The organism is Pseudomonas sp. UBA4194, assembly GCF_002379585.1.
Taxonomy (GTDB): Bacteria; Pseudomonadota; Gammaproteobacteria; order Pseudomonadales; family Pseudomonadaceae; genus Aquipseudomonas.
Genome location: NZ_DFUE01000080.1, coordinates 358 through 16,669 on the forward strand (window position 1 = coordinate 358; position 16,312 = coordinate 16,669).

The following is a 16,312-nucleotide window of genomic DNA, read 5'->3' on the forward strand; positions in this document are numbered from 1 at the left end:
AGCCCGCTCCCACAGGGATCCAGGGCGTATGCAAAATCCCTGTGGGAGCGGGCTCTGCCCGCGATAGCCGCCCCGCCGACCTGACGCCGTACACAAAAAAACGCCGCACCCCTCACAGGCTGCGGCGTTTTTTTGTATCGAGGAAAAGCTTACTTGGCCTTCACACCTTCAAAGGTGAAGTACAGCTCGACCGTATCGGACTGTGGACCCAGGTCCATGCTCTTGGGCGCGAAGTCCTTGCGGTTGATCGAAGTGGTGCCTTCGAAACCGGCACGGTAGCCGCCCCATGGGTCCTTGCCTTCGCCCAGGAAGGTAGCCTTGATCACCACTGGCTTGGTGACGCCGTGCAGGGTCAGGTCGCCGGTCACGTCAGCGGTGGTCTTGCCGTCGGCGCTCTTGCCGGTTGGCTTGACGCTGGTGGACTTGAAGGTGGCGTCAGGGAAGTTGGCCACGTCCAGGAAGTCTTTGCTGCTGATGTGCTTGTCGCGCTCGGCGTGGTTGGTGAACACGCTGGCGGTCTTCAGGTTCACTTCGATGGTGGACGCTTCAGGCTTGGCAGCGTCGAAGCTGAACTTACCGTCGAAATCCTTGAAGGTACCGGTGATGAAGCTGTAGCCCAGGTGGCTGATCTTGAAGTCGACGAAGGCGTGCTGACCTTCCTTGTCGATGGTGTAGTCGGCGGCCATGGCTTGGCCGGCGGTGAACAGGGCCGTGCCGATGGCCAGCGCAGCGAGCGTCTTTTTCAACATACGTACTATTCCTTTTGTGTTTGAGGTTGGAGCGTCAGGCTTTGCGACCCAGCATGCGAATGAGGGTGGCATCACGGTCGATGAAATGGTGTTTGAGTGCGGCCAACCCGTGCAGTACGGCGAAGACCACGAGCACCCACGCCAGATAGAAATGCACGGTACCGGCGGTTTCTGCCTGATCGGGTAGACCGCTGATCAGGGCAGGAATTTCGAACAGTCCGAACACCGGGATACCCACGCCGTCGGCGGTGGAAATCAGGTAGCCGGCGGTCATCACCAGGAACAGGTCGACGTAGATGAACAGATGGCCGAAAGCGGCCGCCAATCGGGTCAATTTGCCCTGGTTGGGGGTTGGCGCAGGGGGTGGGCTGATAAAGCGCCAAAGCACCCGCAGCAGCATGAAGAAGAACAACACCAGGCCGATGCTCTTGTGCAGGTCTGGCCCGGCTTTGCGCCACGGGTCGTAATAACCCAGGCCGACCATCCACAAGCCCAGGGCGAACAACCCGAACACGGTCAACGCCACGCCCCAATGCAGGACGATGCTGACCCAGCCGTAGCGGGAAGGAGAATTGCGTAACTGCATGGCCCGTATCCTGTAAGAACTGCGCTTAAGACTACTTTTTTATCTATCGAATTAAAGCGGAAAATTTCGCTTTGAAATATCGAGAAATGTGATTAAGACAGTATTAAGCGGTTCCAGCAGGTAAGCAGGCCCGGCCCCTTCGCGGCTTCACGCCGCTCCTACAAACCCCGCGATCCCCTTGTAGGAGCGGCGTAAAGCCGCGAAGAGGCCCGACCTGCCTGCACAAAACCCAGATTCATCGCTGGATGCACCGACGCCTTCGCGGCTTCACGCCGCTCCTACAAGGGACCGCAATCCCCTTGTAGGAGCGGCGTAAAGCCGCGAAGAGGCCGGGCCTGCCTGTACAGGATCCGGATTGATCGCTGGATTCACCGACGCCTTCGCGGCTTCACGCCGCTCCTACGGGGCAATCACTGCGCCTGCGCGGGCTTCTTTTCTTCGGCTTTTTTCTTCGGTTCCACAGGCTTTTTTGCGACCGGTTTCTTGACTTCGGTCTTCTTCGGTTCCGTCTTCTTCACCGGGGCAGCCTTCTTCGCGGGCTCGGTCTTCTTCACCGGCTCGGCCTTGACCGGGGCGGGTGCCACCGCGGGTGCAGGTGCGGGAACGGGCGCAGGGGCCGCCACGGGTGCAGGTGCTGGAGCAGGTGCCGGTGCCGCCGCAGGTTCGACCGGCTTGGCAGCAGGCTTCTCTTCACCGCCAAACCATTTCGAGAAGAACCCAGGTTTGCTCTCGGCCGCCTTCACCGGCGCTACCACCGGCGGGGCCACTTTGACCGGTTCGAACGACTTGCCCGCGGCCAGATCCATGACCTGCCCTGCTGCCCGCTGACCGCTGCGCAACGCGCCCTCCAGCGTGCCTGGGTACAGCGTATCGGTATGCTCACCGGCAAAGGCAACCCGCTGCTGCGGCTTTTCCCAGACCTTCCAGAATTTGCTGATCTGCCCCGGACCGTAGGCCAGGTACGCGCCGCCATAGGAAGGGTCGACGCTGTAGCGGCGAATCTCGTAGCCGGTATAAGCACCACGCGCCTGTGGATAGAACGCGTGAAGACGGATCAGCACCTGATCCACCATCTGCTTGTCACCGAAGGCCTGCAGCAGGCGAGCGTTGTCACCGGAGAGGTTGATCACAACGTTCGCGCCACCTTTGAGGGCGGGCTCGATCCACAACATGCCCAGGCCCGTGTTGCTGTAGATCTCGCCCGACATGCGCGCCTTGCTGTCCCACACCGGGGTCTTGAACTTGAGCAGCAGCTGGTCGCGCCAACCGTAGTTGGTGCTCTTGATCGCCGCCAGTTGCTTGTTGTCCAGGGCCGGGGTGAACTGGATCTTGCCCAGCGCGCGCAGCGGCACCGCCACCACCACGTAACTGGCCTGGTAACCCACCGCGCCCACCTTGACGGTCACGCCGTCCTTGTCCTGGCTGATGGCCGATACCGGCGAGTCGGTCTTGATGGTTTTGATCTGTTTGACGAAGGCCTGGGCCAGCACCGGGCTGCCACCCAGCAAGCGGGCGGCGCGCAGATCGCGGTCATTGATGTCTTGATAAACGCGGTTCTGCTGAGCGAAATACAGCAACGACAACCGCGACGGTTCATCGTAACGGGTACGAATTTTCTGATTGATCAACTGGCGCGCGGTAGGCGGCAGCTGCAGCTTGTCCAGCCAGCTCGATACGTTGATCTGGTCCAGGGCAAACAGCGTGCTGTTGGCGGCGGGGTTTTCCGGGTCCGTGATGGAGCGGGCCAGGTCATCCAGAGTCTTTTCGTATCGCTTGAGGGCGTCGGCGGTGGCCGGCTGCTTGGTCGCCAGATCGGCGGCGGTGAAGTACTCACCGTCGATCAGGTAACTGGGATTACGCACGAATTCAGGCGCCGGCTGGGTCGCCAGCTTGAAGGTGTCGACGTAACCATTGAGCACCGGCTGGACCTTGCTGCCACCGATCCATTCACTGGTCGCCAGGCCCGAGCGCCCGCCCAGGCTCGGCCGGGCTTCGAGCAGGGTGACTTGCCAGCCCTTGCTCTGCAGTTCATAGGCTGCGGTAAGGCCTGCCAGGCCACCACCAATGACGATGACCGTCTGCGGTTTGTTTTCGCCCAGCGCCTGCGCACTGAACAGCCCGACCACTATCAGCGCACAAACGCGCAACCAACCAGCAAGCATGCAAGGTACTCCGGCAGAGCAAAGCGAAAGAGCCGGATCACGCCCCGGCAATGGCAAAGTGCCGCGCAGCATACGCCAGCCGCCTACGCCCCGCCATAGGCGCCACCGGGCAACTTTGGGTTGTTCCGCAGGCCCTCATTGCATAGGCTTGCGCGACTGTTTGCCAAGCGCGTTGCCGTAGGAGAAAAAGATGGGCCTCAACGACCAGTGGATGAAACGGGACCTCGACGTCTTGTGGCACCCCTGCACCCAGATGAAAGACCACGAGCAACTGCCGCTGATCCCGATCAAGCGCGGTGAAGGCGTGTGGCTAGAGGACTTCGAAGGCAAGCGCTACCTCGACGCCGTGAGTTCCTGGTGGGTGAACGTGTTCGGCCATGCCAACCCGCGCATCAACCAGCGCATCAAGGATCAGGTCGACCAGCTCGAGCACGTGATTCTCGCCGGTTTCAGCCATCAGCCGGTGATCGAGCTGTCCGAGCGCCTGGTGAAGATGACCCCCGAAGGCCTGACGCGCTGCTTCTATGCCGACAACGGTTCGTCGTGCATCGAAGTGGCGCTGAAGATGAGCTTTCACTACTGGGTCAATCGCGGCCAGCCCAACAAGAAGCGCTTCGTCACCCTGACCAACAGCTACCATGGCGAAACCATCGCGGCGATGTCGGTGGGCGACGTGCCGCTGTTCACCGAGACCTACAAGGCGCTGTTGCTCGACACCTTGAAAGTGCCCAGCCCGGACTGCTACCTGCGACCCGAGGGCATGAGCTGGGAAGCCCATTCGCGGCACATGTTCCAGGCCATGGAGCAGACCCTGGCCGAACATCACGACAGCGTTGCCGCCGTCATCATCGAGCCGCTGATCCAGGGTGCTGGCGGCATGCGCATGTACCATCCGGTGTACCTCAAGCTGCTGCGCGAGGCGTGTGACCGTTACGGCGTGCACCTGATCCACGACGAGATCGCCGTAGGCTTTGGCCGTACCGGTACCATGTTTGCCTGTGAACAGGCCGGTATCCGCCCGGACTTCCTGTGCCTGTCCAAGGCGCTTACCGGGGGTTATCTGCCCCTGGCAGCGTGCGTGACCACCCATGATGTCTACAGCGCGTTCTATGACGATTACCCCACCCTGCGCGCCTTCCTGCATTCGCACAGCTATACCGGCAACCCGCTGGCGTGTGCGGCGGCATTGGCGACGTTGGATATCTTCGAGCAGGACAACGTGATCGAGAACAACCGTGCGCTGGCCCAGCGCATGGCCAGTGCCACGGCACACCTGGTGGATCATCCCCATGTCGCCGAGGTGCGCCAGACCGGTATGGTGCTGGCCATCGAGATGGTCCAGGACAAGGCCAGCAAGACGGCCTACCCGTGGCAGGAGCGGCGCGGCTTGAAAGTGTTCAACCATGCACTGGAGCGCGGGGCGTTGTTGCGGCCGTTGGGCAGCGTGGTGTATTTCCTGCCGCCCTATGTCATCACCCCGGAGCAGATCGATTTCCTGGCCGAGGTGGCCAGCGAAGGGATCGATATCGCCACCCGCAGTGGGGTGAGCGTGCCGGTGGCCGAAGATTTCCATCCCGGCTTCCGCGATCCGGGTTGAGGGGTGCAGCGCCTGTACCGCCGCCATCGCGGGTAAAACGTGCTCCACACAGATCGTGTGATCCCACTGTGGGAGCGGGCTCTGCCCGCGATGGCGCCCGAATCACCAATACACATTCATCAGAGACACCGCATGCGACTCTCCCGCTTCTTCATCGACGCCCCCTTGGGCCTCGGCGAACACGAACTGCCTGAAGCCCAGGCTCACTACATCGGCCGAGTGCTGCGCATGGTCGCCGGTGATCCCGTGCAACTGTTCGACGGCAGCGGCCAGGAATACCTGGGCAGCCTGCTGGAAGTGGGCAAAAAACGCGTCAGCGTGAAACTCGACGAACAACTGGCCGGCCAACCCGACTCCCTGCTCAAGGTCCATCTGGGCCAAGGCCTGTCCCGCGGCGAGCGCATGGACTGGGCCATCCAGAAGGCTACCGAGCTGGGGGTCAGCGAGATCACCCCGCTGGTCAGCGAGCGCTGCGAGGTGCGCCTCAAGGACGAGCGCGCCGACAAGCGCCTGGCCCACTGGCGACAGGTCGCCATCAGCGCCTGCGAGCAGTGTGGGCGCTCAAGCGTGCCACTGATCCACCCGCCCCAATTGCTGAGCGATTGGCTCAAGAGCAGCGATGCCGAACTCAAACTGGTACTGCATCCGGTGGCCGAGCCGCTGGTGAGCCATGCCAAGCCTGCGAGCCTGGCGTTCCTGATTGGCCCCGAGGGTGGCCTGACCGACGGCGAGGTCGACCAGGCCAAGGCCGCCGGCTTTCATGCCGCGCGCCTCGGCCCACGGGTGCTGCGCACCGAAACCGCGCCGGTGGTGGCGTTGGCGGTGGCTCAGCAGCTGTGGGGCGATTTCTGACCGTCAGATGACGTAGAAAAAGATCGCGATGAAGTGCAACACACTGCCCGCGATCACGAACAGGTGCCAGATGCCATGGGCATGGCGCAGGCGGTGGTCCAGGGCAAAGAAGATGATGCCTACGGTGTACAGCACCCCACCGCCGGCCAGCCAGGCAAAGCCGGCAGGGCCCAGCAGGCGCATCAATGGATTGACCGCTACCAGCACGATCCAGCCCATCACCGCGTAGATCACCACCGACAGTATGCGTGCCTCCGAGCGCGGCTTGATCTCTTGCAGCATGCCCAGCACCGCCAAGCCCCAGACGATACCGAACAGGCTCCAGCCCCACGGCCCGCGCAGGGTGACCAGGCAGAACGGCGTGTAGCTGCCGGCGATCAACAGGTAGATGGACAAGTGGTCGAGCTTGCGCATGATCACTTTCATGCGGCCCTGCACGCTGTGGTAGACGGTGGAGATGCTGTAGAGCACCACCAGGGTGACGCCGTAGATGGACACGCTGACGATCTTCCAGGGGTTGCCCTGAAACGCTGCCAGCAGCAACAGCCAGACCGCCCCGACGGCAGCCAATATGGCGCCGATCAGGTGAGTCCAGGCGTTCATGCGTTCGCCGTGATACATCGAGTGGTTGAGCTCCTTTGGGTTGTGCATGAAGGGGAGATGTGGGGTGGATGGTCCCCTCACCCCAGCCCTCTCCCTGAGGGAGAGGGAGCCGATCGCCGCCAGCCGATCCACCGCGATCTGCTTTTAGCTCCCTCTCCCCCAGGGAGAGGGCCGATCGCCGCCAGCCGATCCACCGCGATCTGCTTTTAGCTCCCTCTCCCCCAGGGAGAGGGCTGGGGTGAGGGGACCATTCACCACAAATCCCCCGCCCCACAAAACTCAACGCACCACAATCCCCTGCTTCGCCATGAACGCCTTGGCCTCCGGCACCGTGTATTCACCGAAGTGAAAGATACTCGCCGCCAGCACCGCACTGGCCCCGCCCTGGATCACGCCATCGGCCAGGTGCTGCAGATTGCCGACCCCACCCGAAGCGATCACCGGAATCCCCAGCGCGTCGCTGATCGCCCGTGTCACGCCCAGGTCGAAGCCGTTTTTCATGCCGTCCTGATCCATGCTGGTCAGCAGAATCTCACCGGCGCCCAGGCCTTCCATCTTCTGTGCCCACTGCACCGCGTCCAGCCCGGTAGGCTTGCGCCCGCCGTGGGTGAAGATCTCCCAGCGTGGTTCCTCGCCTGGCCCGGACACCTTCTTGGCGTCGATGGCCACCACGATGCACTGCGAGCCGAAGCGCGAAGCCGCCTCGCCGACGAACTCGGGGTTGAACACCGCGGCGGTGTTGATCGAGACCTTGTCGGCACCGGCGTTGAGCAGGTTGCGGATATCGGCCACGGTACGCACACCACCGCCCACGGTCAGCGGGATGAACACCTGGGAAGCCATGCGTTCAACGGTGTGCAACGTGGTGTCACGGCCATCGACGCTGGCGGTGATGTCCAGGAAAGTGATTTCGTCGGCACCCTGCTCATCATAGCGGCGGGCAATTTCCACCGGGTCACCAGCGTCGCGGATGTTTTCGAACTTGACGCCCTTGACCACCCGGCCGTTGTCCACGTCCAGGCAAGGGATGATGCGTTTGGCCAATGCCATGGATACTCTCCGATCAAGTAGGGACCTAACCCGTAGCAGCGGCGTAAGCCGCGTCAACAACTTCCAGCAACTTCCAATAACGCCGGAAGCGTCCAGCCACGCCCATTCGAGCGCTCCGCCATTACATGCCGTACGAATCGCAGAACGCCTGAGCCTCAGCGACGTCCAGGGTGCCTTCGTAGATCGCCCGGCCAGTGATGGCACCGATGATCCCAGGGGCACGCGCATCCAGCAGCGCCTTGATGTCACCCAGGTTGTGGATGCCACCGGAAGCGATTACCGGGATCTTCGTGGCAGCAGCCAGAGCGGCGGTAAACGGCACGTTGCAGCCCTGCATCATGCCGTCCTTGGCGATGTCGGTGTAGACGATCGCCGAGACGCCGTCGGCCTCGAAACGCTTGGCCAGATCGATGACCTGCACCGAGCTCACCTCGGCCCAGCCGTCGGTGGCCACGAAGCCATCCTTGGCATCCAGGCCCACGATGACCTTGCCCGGAAACGCGCGGCAGGCCTGGGCAACGAAGTCAGGTTCCTTGACCGCCTTGGTACCGATGATCACGTAGCTGACGCCGGCTTTGACGTAATGCTCGATGGTTTCCAGCGAACGAATGCCGCCGCCGATCTGGATAGGCAACTGCGGGTAGCGCTTGGCGATTGCCGTCACCACTTCGCCGTTGACCGGTTGGCCTTCGAAGGCGCCGTTCAGGTCGACCAGGTGCAGGCGCCGGCAACCCCCGTCCACCCACTTGGCCGCCATGCTCACCGGGTCATCGGAAAACACTGTGGAATCTTCCATGCGGCCCTGGCGCAGGCGCACGCAGGCACCGTCTTTAAGATCGATAGCGGGGATAATCAGCATCTGCAAAAAACCTTCGAATTCGGTGAACAGCGATGCCCGGAAGTCAGTTCTTCTCGAGCGCCCACAGGTCGCTTTCGATGCTTTCGAACCTCTCCTTGAGGTGCGCCTGCACGTCGAAAATCGCCCTGTTGTAATAGTGCGGAGCAATTTCGCGGGTAAACAGTTCGAGCACCTCGAGGGCCTCGAACGAGCCCAGGTCCAGGTCGAAACGGTCCTGCATGAACCGTTTGATCTTGTCTGCCGCCTCGCCTTCCTGCTCGGAAGTCAGGGTGAGGATCGGCGGCTTCCTGGCCTTGCTCATTACCAGCGTCCATCCCAGGCGGCAAAGTTCTGCAGCAGCTGCAGGCCGTGGGTATGGCTTTTCTCGGGGTGAAACTGCACGGCGAAACGCGAGCCTTCGGCCAGCGCGGCGGCGAAGTCGTTGCCGTAGTGGCCGCGGCCCACCACCTGCCCCGGCCTGCCGGCTTCGATGAAGTAGCTGTGCACGAAGTAGAACCGCGCGCGGTCGGGGATCTCGTGCCACAGCGGGTGGTCCACGGCCTGCTGCACTTCGTTCCAGCCCATGTGCGGCACCTTCAGGTGCTCGCCGTCTTCGTGCAGGTTCTTGCCGAAGAAGCGCACCTTGCCTGGAAACAGGCCGATGCAATCGACGCCGTCGTTTTCTTCGCTGTGCTCCATCAGCGCCTGCATGCCCACGCAGATGCCCAGGAACGGACGGTCCTGGCTGACTTCGCGCACCAGGCTGTCGAAGCCCAGGCGGCGGATCTCGGCCATGCAGTCGCGAATCGCGCCAACACCGGGGAACACCACCCGGTCGGCCTCGCGAATGACCGTGGCGTCACTGGTGATCAGCACCTTGCCGGCACCCACGTGCTCCAGGGCCTTGGCCACAGAGTGCAGGTTGCCCATGCCGTAGTCGATTACCGCGACGGTCTGCATCAGAGCACGCCCTTGGTCGACGGCATCTGGCCGGCCATGCGGTCGTCCACTGCCACGGCCATGCGCAGCGCGCGACCGAAGGCCTTGAACACGGTTTCGATCTGGTGGTGCGTGTTGTGCCCGCGCAGGTTGTCGATGTGCAAGGTGACGTTGGCGTGGTTGACGAAGCCCTGGAAGAATTCCTGGAACAGGTCGACATCGAAGCCGCCCACGCTGGCGCGGGTGTAGGGCACATGCATCTGCAGGCCGGGACGGCCGGAGAAGTCGATGACCACGCGCGACAGCGCTTCGTCCAGCGGGACGTAGGCGTGCCCGTAGCGATAGATGCCTTTCTTGTCGCCGACGGCCTTGGCGAACGCCTGGCCGATGGTGATGCCGACATCCTCCACGGTGTGGTGATCGTCGATGTGCAGGTCGCCCTTGCACTCGATATCCATGTCGATCAGCCCGTGGCGGGCGATCTGGTCCAGCATGTGCTCAAGGAACGGAACGCCGATATCGAATCGGGCCTTTCCGGTGCCATCCAGGTTGATCGAGGCCTTGACCTGAGTTTCCAGGGTGTTGCGCTCGACCGACGCGATACGTTCGGCCATCACCAGCTCCGCAAAATCATTGGGCGAAAAAGGTGGTCATTATAGGCGCGCGGGCGGCAAACAGGAACACAAGAGGTAGAGAGGGGGATTGGTGGGGTCAGGCGATCGCCATCGCTCCCTGTGGGAGCGGGCTCTGCCCGCGATGAAGTCACCGCGGATCAGGGGTGTCAGTGCGGACGCCTTCGCGGCTGTACGCCGCTCCTACAGGAAATGTGCGATCTGTAGGAGCAGCGTACAGCCGCGAATGAAGCGCCGCGCGTCTAAAGCCCTACATCAATGAAACAGCACCGCCGTCTTCTGCAGGGTCACCCACACACCCCACGCCAACGGAATACCCACCACCAGCCAGGCAACCACGGCCAGCGGCTTGGTCGCCGGGTTGGCTTTCCATTCCAGCACGGTGCTGGCATCGGCGCCCTTGTCATGGCCCAGCGCCTGCTCGGCTTTGAGCTCGGCGTCGGTCATGAAGTACTTGTCGGCCACCGGACGCACCAGGGCGTTGCAGATGAAGCCCAGTACCAGCAAGCCCGCCAGGATGTACAGCGTGGTGTCGTACACCGCTGCCCGGGCCACGCCCTGGGACAGTTGGTATTCACGCAGGTAGTTCACCAACACCGGACCCAGCACACCCGCCACGGCCCACGCCGTCAGCAGACGACCGTGAATGGCGCCCACCATCTGCGTACCGAACAGGTCGGCCAGGTAGGCCGGCACCGTGGCGAAACCGCCGCCGTACATCGACAGCACCACGCAGAACGCCGCCACGAACAGCGCCACGTTGCCCAGGTGACCCAGGGTCGGCACCGAAGCGTACAGCGCCACGCCCAGGGCGAAGAACACGAAGTAAGTCACCTTGCGGCCGATGTAGTCCGAGAACGAAGCCCAGAAGAACCGACCACCGATGTTGAACAGACTCAGCAAGCCGGTAAAGCCCGCAGCAATTGCAGCGATCTGGCCCAGTTGCGCGGCGTCCAGCTGGCCGAAGGTCTGATCGGTGCCCAAGAGCTTGCCGGCGAACACTTCCTGCAGCAGCGGCGAGGCCATGCCCAGGATGCCGATACCGGCCGACACGTTCAGGCACAGCACCAGCCATACCAGGGCGAACTGCGGGGTTTTCCAGGCCACACTGACGTGCACGTGACGGTTGGTGATCATGCCCTTGGCTTTCTTGGCCGGGGCCACCCAGCCTTCAGGCTTCCAGCCAGTGGGTGGAACGCGGTACGACAGTGCGCCGCCGATCATGAACACGAAGTAGATCGCAGCCATTACCAGGAAGCTCTGCCACACGCCCACACCCGTTGGCGAAGCGAAGTGGTTCATCAGAGCAGCGGCCAGCGGTGCACCCACCATCGCGCCACCACCGAAGCCCATGATCGCCATGCCGGTAGCCATGCCGCGCTTGTCCGGGAACCACTTGATCAGGGTCGATACCGGCGAGATGTAACCCAGGCCCAGGCCGATACCGCCGATGACCCCGGAGCCCAGCCACATCAGCCAGATCTGGTGGGTATAGATACCCAACGCCGAGATCACCAGGCCGCCGCACCAGCACAGTGCCGACACCACACCGGCCTTGCGCGGGCCTGCGTGTTCCAGCCAGCCACCCCAGATAGCCGCCGAGCAGCCCAGGAAGATGAAGAACAGGGTGTAGATCCAGCCGAGCATGGAAATCGGCCAATCGCAGTTGGACGAGAACACCTGGCTGAAGAAGCTCATGTCCGGCGCGCAGGCAACCGGTGCGGTGATGCCGATGGCCTTGGACAGCGGCAACCAGAACACCGAGAACCCGTAGGCCATGCCGATGCACAAGTGAATGGCCAACGCCGCTGGCGGAACCAGCCAGCGGTTGAAGCCAGGCTTGGCGATGATCCGCTCCTTGGACAGGAATCCAGGCTGGGCATCCACGCCCGCGCCAGTAAGACTGCTGTTCATTTTGTAACCCCCGTTGATTTTTGTAGTGCAGCACGCTTGCAACGATAGCCCCCCGAAACCTTGACGCTCTGGGGCGTTCGGTTTTCTTATCGGCAGCAATCGGAAAATCGCGACAAAAAGCCGCAGCAGGCGATCGAACGGGCGCAGATTACCACTGCGGCTCGGCAATGGAAGCAATCTGATATCGGTTTTGCTGCGAAGTGATGATTGGTTAGCAAATAATTTTCGCGGACCGGGACGGTCTGAGCTTGTCAGGGCGGTACCGCGCCGCCTTCGCAACTGTCAGCCTCTCACGCAGCGAGGCTTGGGCACGGACGCCCCCGGCCAAGCCGCACAACGTTATACTCCCCCGCTAACTTATGAATTCGGACTAAAGGACTCGCCCATGAAAGCGTTCGGCAAAATCCTCGGCCTGTGCGTGCTCGGTCTCTTGTTGATCCTGGTGGCTCTGGGCTTCGCCCTGACCCACCTGTTCGACCCCAACGATTACAAGGACGAGATCCGCCAACTGGCGCGGGACAAGGCCCATGTTGAGCTGACCCTCAACGGCGACATCGGTTGGAGCCTGTTCCCCTGGCTGGGCCTGGAGCTGCACGACACCAGCGTGGCGACCCTGACCAATCCGCAGAAACCCTTCGCCGACGTGCAGATGCTCGGCCTGTCGGTGCGCGTGCTGCCCCTGCTGCGCAAAGAAGTGCAGATGAGCGACGTGCGCGTCGAGGGCCTGAACCTGGCGCTGGAACGCGACGCCAACGGCCATGGCAATTGGGAAGACATCGGCAAGCCGCTGCCGGCCAGCACCCCGAGCGCGACCGACCCGAATGCTGCGCCGGAACCTGCCAAGCCCGAGTCCAACTCGCGCCCGGTCAAGCTGGACATCGACAGCCTCACCGTGAACAACGCCAGCGTGCTCTACACCGACGCCAAGACCGGCCGCAGCTTCACCGCCGAAAGCATCCAGCTGAGCACCGGCGCGGTCCATGAGGGTGCGGAAATTCCGGTCAAGCTGACCGCGTTCTTCGGCACCAACCAACCCGTGGTGCGGGCCCGTACCGAGCTTGCCGGTGAGCTGCGCTTCGACCGCGCCCTCAAGCGCTATCAGTTCGAAGACATGCGCCTGAGTGGCGAGGCTTCCGGCGACCCGCTGCAAGGCAAGACGGTCACCTTCAATGCCCAAGGCCAGTTGTTGCTGGACCAGGCGGCCAACGTCGCCGAATGGACCGGCCTCAAGCTGTCCGCCAACCAACTGCGCGCCCTGGGTGAAGTGCATGTGCGCGACCTGGACAGCAATCCGCAGATCAGCGGTGGCCTGTCGATCGCCGAATTCGACCTGCGCACGTTCTTCGACAGCATCGGTCAGCCACTGCCGGCCATGGCTGACGGCAGCCTGAGCAAGTTCGAAATGGTCAGCCGCCTGCAAGGCACCCAGAACAGCCTGGGCCTGGAAGACCTGACCGTGAAGGTCGACAACAGCACCTTCACCGGCCGCATCGCTGTGGAAGACTTCGCCAAACAGGCGCTGCGCCTGCAACTCAAGGGCGATACCTTCAACGCCGATCGCTACATGCCGGCCAAAAGCGAAAAAGCTGCCAGCAACACCGCCGCACGCCAGGCCGAAGTGCAGAGCAGCGAAGCGGCAGCCACCGCCTCCGGTGAATCGCCGCTACCCGACGCCCCCACCCGTGGCGCCTGGAGCGACGACCGCCTGTTGCCGGTGGACCGGCTGCGCGCCCTGGACATCCAGGCCGACCTCAACATCGGCCAGTTGACGCTGGACAAGCTGCCGATCCAGAACGCCACCCTCAAGGCCCAGGGCCAGGGCGGCCTGCTGACCCTGCAAACCCTGGCCGGCGGTCTGTACAACGGCAGCTTTAACACTCAGGGCACCCTGGACGTGCGCCCTGCAGTGCCAGCGCTGGCCATGCAGACGCGGATCAACAAGGTCCCGGTGGAAAACTTCATCAAGTCGCAGAACCCCAACCCGCCGCTCAAGGGCCTGCTGACGCTGGACAGTAACCTGACCGGCACCGGCAATAGCCAGAAGGCCTTGGTGGAATCGCTGAACGGCACCGCCAGCTTCGTGCTCAACAACGGCGTGCTGGTCAATGCCAACCTGGAACAGCAGCTGTGCCGGGGCATTTCGGTGCTCAATCGCAAATCCCTGAGCAGCGACCCACGGCCCAAGGACACGCCCTTCCAGGAGCTCAAGGGCAGCCTGGTGTTTCGCAACGGCGTGGCCAGCAACCAGGACATGATCGCGCGCATCCCGGGCCTGACGGTCAATGGCAAGGGCGACGTCGACCTGCGTGTGCTGGGCATGGACTACCGCGTGGGCGTGGTGGTGCAGGGCGAGCAAGGCACCAACGCCGACCCGGCCTGCCAGGTGGGCGAGCGTTTCGTGGGTGTGGAATTGCCGCTGCGTTGCCGTGGCCCGCTGGAACTGGGCGCCAAGGCGTGCCGCATCGACCGTGAAGGCCTGGGCCAGGTCGCAGCGAAACTGGCCGGCGACCGCATTCGCGACAAGATCGACGAGAAGCTCGAGGAGAAACTCGGCGACAAGGTCGATCCAAAAATCAAAGACGCACTCCGAGGCCTGTTCAACCGATGAACCCCGAGCAGTTTTCCAGCGCGGTGCTGGAATGGTACGACCGCAACGGCCGGCATGATCTGCCGTGGCAGCAGGACATCAACCCGTACCGGGTCTGGGTGTCGGAAATCATGCTGCAACAGACCCAGGTCAGCACGGTGCTGAACTACTTCGACCGTTTCATGGCGGCCCTGCCCACCGTGCAGGCCCTGGCCGACGCGCCGGAAGACGAAGTGCTGCACCTGTGGACCGGCCTGGGGTACTACACCCGCGCGCGCAACCTGCAAAAGACCGCGAAAATCGTCGTCGAGCAATACGGCGCCGAGTTCCCCCGCAACGTGGAAAAGCTCACCGAGCTTCCGGGCATCGGCCTGTCCACCGCCGGTGCCATCGCCAGCATCAGCATGGGCCTGCGCGCGCCGATCCTGGACGGCAACGTCAAGCGGGTGTTGGCGCGTTTCACCGCCCAGGAGGGCTACCCCGGCGAGCCCAAGGTGGCCAAGGCGCTGTGGGCGACTGCTGAGCGCTTCACGCCCCAGACACGGGTGAACCACTACACCCAGGCGATGATGGACCTGGGCGCCACCCTGTGCACCCGCAGCAAGCCCAGCTGCCTGCTGTGCCCACTGGAAAAGGGCTGCGAAGCGCACCTGCTGGGCCTGGAGATCCGCTACCCGGTGCCCAAGCCCCGCAAAGCCATTCCACAGCGCAAAACCCTGATGCCCATGCTGGCCAACCGCGATGGCGCCATTCTGCTCTATCGCAGGCCTTCCAGCGGCCTGTGGGGCGGTCTGTGGAGCCTGCCGGAGCTCGACGACCTCAGCGATCTGGAACACCTGGCCGACCAGCACGCGCTGCACATGGGCGCGCGCCAGCAACTACCGGCCCTGACCCATACCTTCAGCCACTTCCAGCTGGCCATTGACCCTTGGCTGGTGCAGGTGCAGGAGTCGGCCCACCACGTGGCCGAGGCCGACTGGCTCTGGTATAACCTCGCCACCCCGCCGCGCCTGGGCCTGGCTGCCCCGGTGAAAAAGCTGCTCAAACACGCAGCCGACGCCTTGAACGCAGGAGATTTGTGATGACCCGCACCGTACTGTGCCGCAAGTACAAAGAAGAACTTCCCGGCCTCGACCGCCCGCCCTACCCCGGCGCCAAAGGCGAAGACATCTACAACCACGTCTCGCAGAAGGCCTGGGCCGACTGGCAGAAACACCAGACCCTGCTGATCAACGAGCGTCGCCTGAACATGATGAACGCCGAAGACCGCAAATTTCTCCAGGGCGAGATGGACAAGTACCTGTCCGGCGAGGAATACGCCAAGGCCGACGGCTACGTGCCGCCGTCCGAATAAACCGGGTTAAAACGTAAGCGACGGTATTAATTAAAATTTTTTTCGACATCACGCTTGACGACCCGTCGAAAAACCAGTTTAATGCGCCCCGTTGCCCAGATAGCTCAGTCGGTAGAGCAGGGGATTGAAAATCCCCGTGTCGGCGGTTCGATTCCGTCTCTGGGCACCACTAATACCGAGAAACCCCTGAATTGAAAGATTCAGGGGTTTTTTATTGCCCGCGATTTCCCCGTAGGAGCGGCGTCAAGCCGCGAAGGGGCCCGCCTTAGCGATACATCTTCCGAACCTTGCGGTGAACCTACCGACGCCTTCGCGGCTTGTACGCCGCTCCTACAGAAGTCGCAACCCGTAGGAGCGGCGTCAAGCCGCGAAGGGGCCCGCCCTAGCGATACACCTCCCCAGACCCTGCGGTGAACCCGCTGGCGCCTTCGCGGCTGTACGCCGCTCCT

The 16,312-nt window shown here is 62.8% G+C and carries 15 protein-coding genes and 1 tRNA gene; 6 read left to right on the forward strand and 10 right to left on the reverse strand.

The genetic code is table 11. From position 1 onward, the window contains the following. Positions 1–149: 149 nt before the first annotated feature. From B3397_RS19370 to B3397_RS19380, 3 genes are all read right to left on the reverse strand, one after another. Positions 150–749, reverse strand: a complete 600-nt coding sequence (locus B3397_RS19370) for a YceI family protein (RefSeq protein WP_296253233.1) — start codon at positions 747–749, stop codon at positions 150–152. A 34-nt stretch (positions 750–783) separates the two neighbouring features. Continuing rightward, positions 784–1,335, reverse strand: coding sequence for a cytochrome b (locus B3397_RS19375; protein ID WP_296253235.1), 552 nt, complete (start codon positions 1,333–1,335; stop codon positions 784–786). A 410-nt stretch (positions 1,336–1,745) separates the two neighbouring features. Continuing rightward, positions 1,746–3,497 (reverse strand): flavin monoamine oxidase family protein, encoded by a 1,752-nt coding sequence (locus B3397_RS19380; RefSeq protein WP_296253236.1) that lies wholly within the window; start codon positions 3,495–3,497, stop codon positions 1,746–1,748. A gap of 190 nt (positions 3,498–3,687) precedes the next feature. Here B3397_RS19380 and B3397_RS19385 point away from each other — a divergent pair, with 190 nt between their 5' ends. Both B3397_RS19385 and B3397_RS19390 read left to right on the forward strand, forming a co-directional pair. Then, positions 3,688–5,094, forward strand: a complete 1,407-nt coding sequence (locus tag B3397_RS19385; protein ID WP_296253239.1) for an adenosylmethionine--8-amino-7-oxononanoate transaminase — start codon at positions 3,688–3,690, stop codon at positions 5,092–5,094. Positions 5,095–5,226: 132 nt separating this feature from the next. After that, positions 5,227–5,946 carry a 16S rRNA (uracil(1498)-N(3))-methyltransferase gene (locus tag B3397_RS19390; protein ID WP_296253240.1) on the forward strand — a complete coding sequence of 240 codons (720 nt, stop codon included), beginning with the start codon at positions 5,227–5,229 and terminating at the stop codon, positions 5,944–5,946. Between the two features lie 3 nt (positions 5,947–5,949). Here B3397_RS19390 and trhA read toward each other — a convergent pair whose 3' ends face one another. From trhA to B3397_RS19425, 7 genes are all read right to left on the reverse strand, one after another. Further along, positions 5,950–6,567 carry a PAQR family membrane homeostasis protein TrhA gene (gene trhA / locus B3397_RS19395; protein ID WP_296253308.1) on the reverse strand — a complete coding sequence of 206 codons (618 nt, stop codon included), beginning with the start codon at positions 6,565–6,567 and terminating at the stop codon, positions 5,950–5,952. Between the two features lie 261 nt (positions 6,568–6,828). Further along, on the reverse strand, positions 6,829–7,599 hold the full coding sequence (gene hisF, locus B3397_RS19400) for an imidazole glycerol phosphate synthase subunit HisF (protein ID WP_043191638.1): 771 nt from the start codon (positions 7,597–7,599) through the stop codon (positions 6,829–6,831). A 121-nt stretch (positions 7,600–7,720) separates the two neighbouring features. Further along, positions 7,721–8,458 (reverse strand): 1-(5-phosphoribosyl)-5-[(5-phosphoribosylamino)methylideneamino]imidazole-4-carboxamide isomerase, encoded by a 738-nt coding sequence (hisA, locus tag B3397_RS19405; protein WP_296253241.1) that lies wholly within the window; start codon positions 8,456–8,458, stop codon positions 7,721–7,723. Positions 8,459–8,501: 43 nt separating this feature from the next. Further along, positions 8,502–8,759 carry a DUF2164 domain-containing protein gene (locus B3397_RS19410; protein WP_296253242.1) on the reverse strand — a complete coding sequence of 86 codons (258 nt, stop codon included), beginning with the start codon at positions 8,757–8,759 and terminating at the stop codon, positions 8,502–8,504. Next, positions 8,759–9,397, reverse strand: coding sequence for an imidazole glycerol phosphate synthase subunit HisH (gene hisH / locus B3397_RS19415; RefSeq protein WP_296253243.1), 639 nt, complete (start codon positions 9,395–9,397; stop codon positions 8,759–8,761). The genes B3397_RS19410 and hisH overlap by 1 nt, the downstream gene beginning before the upstream one ends. Then, positions 9,397–9,990 (reverse strand): imidazoleglycerol-phosphate dehydratase HisB, encoded by a 594-nt coding sequence (gene hisB / locus B3397_RS19420; RefSeq protein WP_296253244.1) that lies wholly within the window; start codon positions 9,988–9,990, stop codon positions 9,397–9,399. The genes hisH and hisB overlap by 1 nt, the downstream gene beginning before the upstream one ends. 273 nt (positions 9,991–10,263) lie before the next feature. Then, on the reverse strand, positions 10,264–11,922 hold the full coding sequence (locus B3397_RS19425) for an OFA family MFS transporter (protein ID WP_296253245.1): 1,659 nt from the start codon (positions 11,920–11,922) through the stop codon (positions 10,264–10,266). A 385-nt stretch (positions 11,923–12,307) separates the two neighbouring features. Here B3397_RS19425 and B3397_RS19430 point away from each other — a divergent pair, with 385 nt between their 5' ends. From B3397_RS19430 to B3397_RS19445, 4 genes are all read left to right on the forward strand, one after another. Continuing rightward, positions 12,308–14,530 (forward strand): AsmA family protein, encoded by a 2,223-nt coding sequence (locus B3397_RS19430; RefSeq protein ID WP_296253246.1) that lies wholly within the window; start codon positions 12,308–12,310, stop codon positions 14,528–14,530. Beyond that, entirely contained in the window at positions 14,527–15,591 is a 1,065-nt protein-coding gene (gene mutY / locus B3397_RS19435; RefSeq protein ID WP_296253247.1) for an A/G-specific adenine glycosylase, read from the forward strand. Before B3397_RS19430 ends, mutY begins: the two co-directional genes overlap by 4 nt. Then, complete coding sequence (locus tag B3397_RS19440) at positions 15,591–15,863, forward strand: oxidative damage protection protein (RefSeq protein ID WP_296253248.1); 273 nt, start codon at positions 15,591–15,593, stop codon at positions 15,861–15,863. Before mutY ends, B3397_RS19440 begins: the two co-directional genes overlap by 1 nt. A 93-nt stretch (positions 15,864–15,956) precedes the next feature. Then, positions 15,957–16,032: transfer RNA gene (locus tag B3397_RS19445), tRNA-Phe, on the forward strand. Positions 16,033–16,312 lie beyond the last annotated feature (280 nt).

Excerpts from the sequence above, each read along its gene's own strand:
- B3397_RS19410 (WP_296253242.1), bottom strand. The coding sequence starts at position 8,759 with ATGAGCAAGGCCAGGAAGCCGCCGATCCTCACCCTGACTTCCGAGCAG.
- B3397_RS19430 (WP_296253246.1), top strand. The coding sequence starts at position 12,308 with ATGAAAGCGTTCGGCAAAATCCTCGGCCTGTGCGTGCTCGGTCTCTTG.
- B3397_RS19390 (WP_296253240.1), top strand. The coding sequence starts at position 5,227 with ATGCGACTCTCCCGCTTCTTCATCGACGCCCCCTTGGGCCTCGGCGAA.
- hisB (WP_296253244.1), bottom strand. The coding sequence starts at position 9,990 with ATGGCCGAACGTATCGCGTCGGTCGAGCGCAACACCCTGGAAACTCAG.
- B3397_RS19375 (WP_296253235.1), bottom strand. The coding sequence starts at position 1,335 with ATGCAGTTACGCAATTCTCCTTCCCGCTACGGCTGGGTCAGCATCGTC.
- B3397_RS19440 (WP_296253248.1), top strand. The coding sequence starts at position 15,591 with ATGACCCGCACCGTACTGTGCCGCAAGTACAAAGAAGAACTTCCCGGC.
- mutY (WP_296253247.1), top strand. The coding sequence starts at position 14,527 with ATGAACCCCGAGCAGTTTTCCAGCGCGGTGCTGGAATGGTACGACCGC.
- trhA (WP_296253308.1), bottom strand. The coding sequence starts at position 6,567 with ATGTATCACGGCGAACGCATGAACGCCTGGACTCACCTGATCGGCGCC.
- B3397_RS19370 (WP_296253233.1), bottom strand. The coding sequence starts at position 749 with ATGTTGAAAAAGACGCTCGCTGCGCTGGCCATCGGCACGGCCCTGTTC.
- hisA (WP_296253241.1), bottom strand. The coding sequence starts at position 8,458 with ATGCTGATTATCCCCGCTATCGATCTTAAAGACGGTGCCTGCGTGCGC.
- B3397_RS19380 (WP_296253236.1), bottom strand. The coding sequence starts at position 3,497 with ATGCTTGCTGGTTGGTTGCGCGTTTGTGCGCTGATAGTGGTCGGGCTG.
- B3397_RS19425 (WP_296253245.1), bottom strand. The coding sequence starts at position 11,922 with ATGAACAGCAGTCTTACTGGCGCGGGCGTGGATGCCCAGCCTGGATTC.
- B3397_RS19385 (WP_296253239.1), top strand. The coding sequence starts at position 3,688 with ATGGGCCTCAACGACCAGTGGATGAAACGGGACCTCGACGTCTTGTGG.
- hisH (WP_296253243.1), bottom strand. The coding sequence starts at position 9,397 with ATGCAGACCGTCGCGGTAATCGACTACGGCATGGGCAACCTGCACTCT.
- hisF (WP_043191638.1), bottom strand. The coding sequence starts at position 7,599 with ATGGCATTGGCCAAACGCATCATCCCTTGCCTGGACGTGGACAACGGC.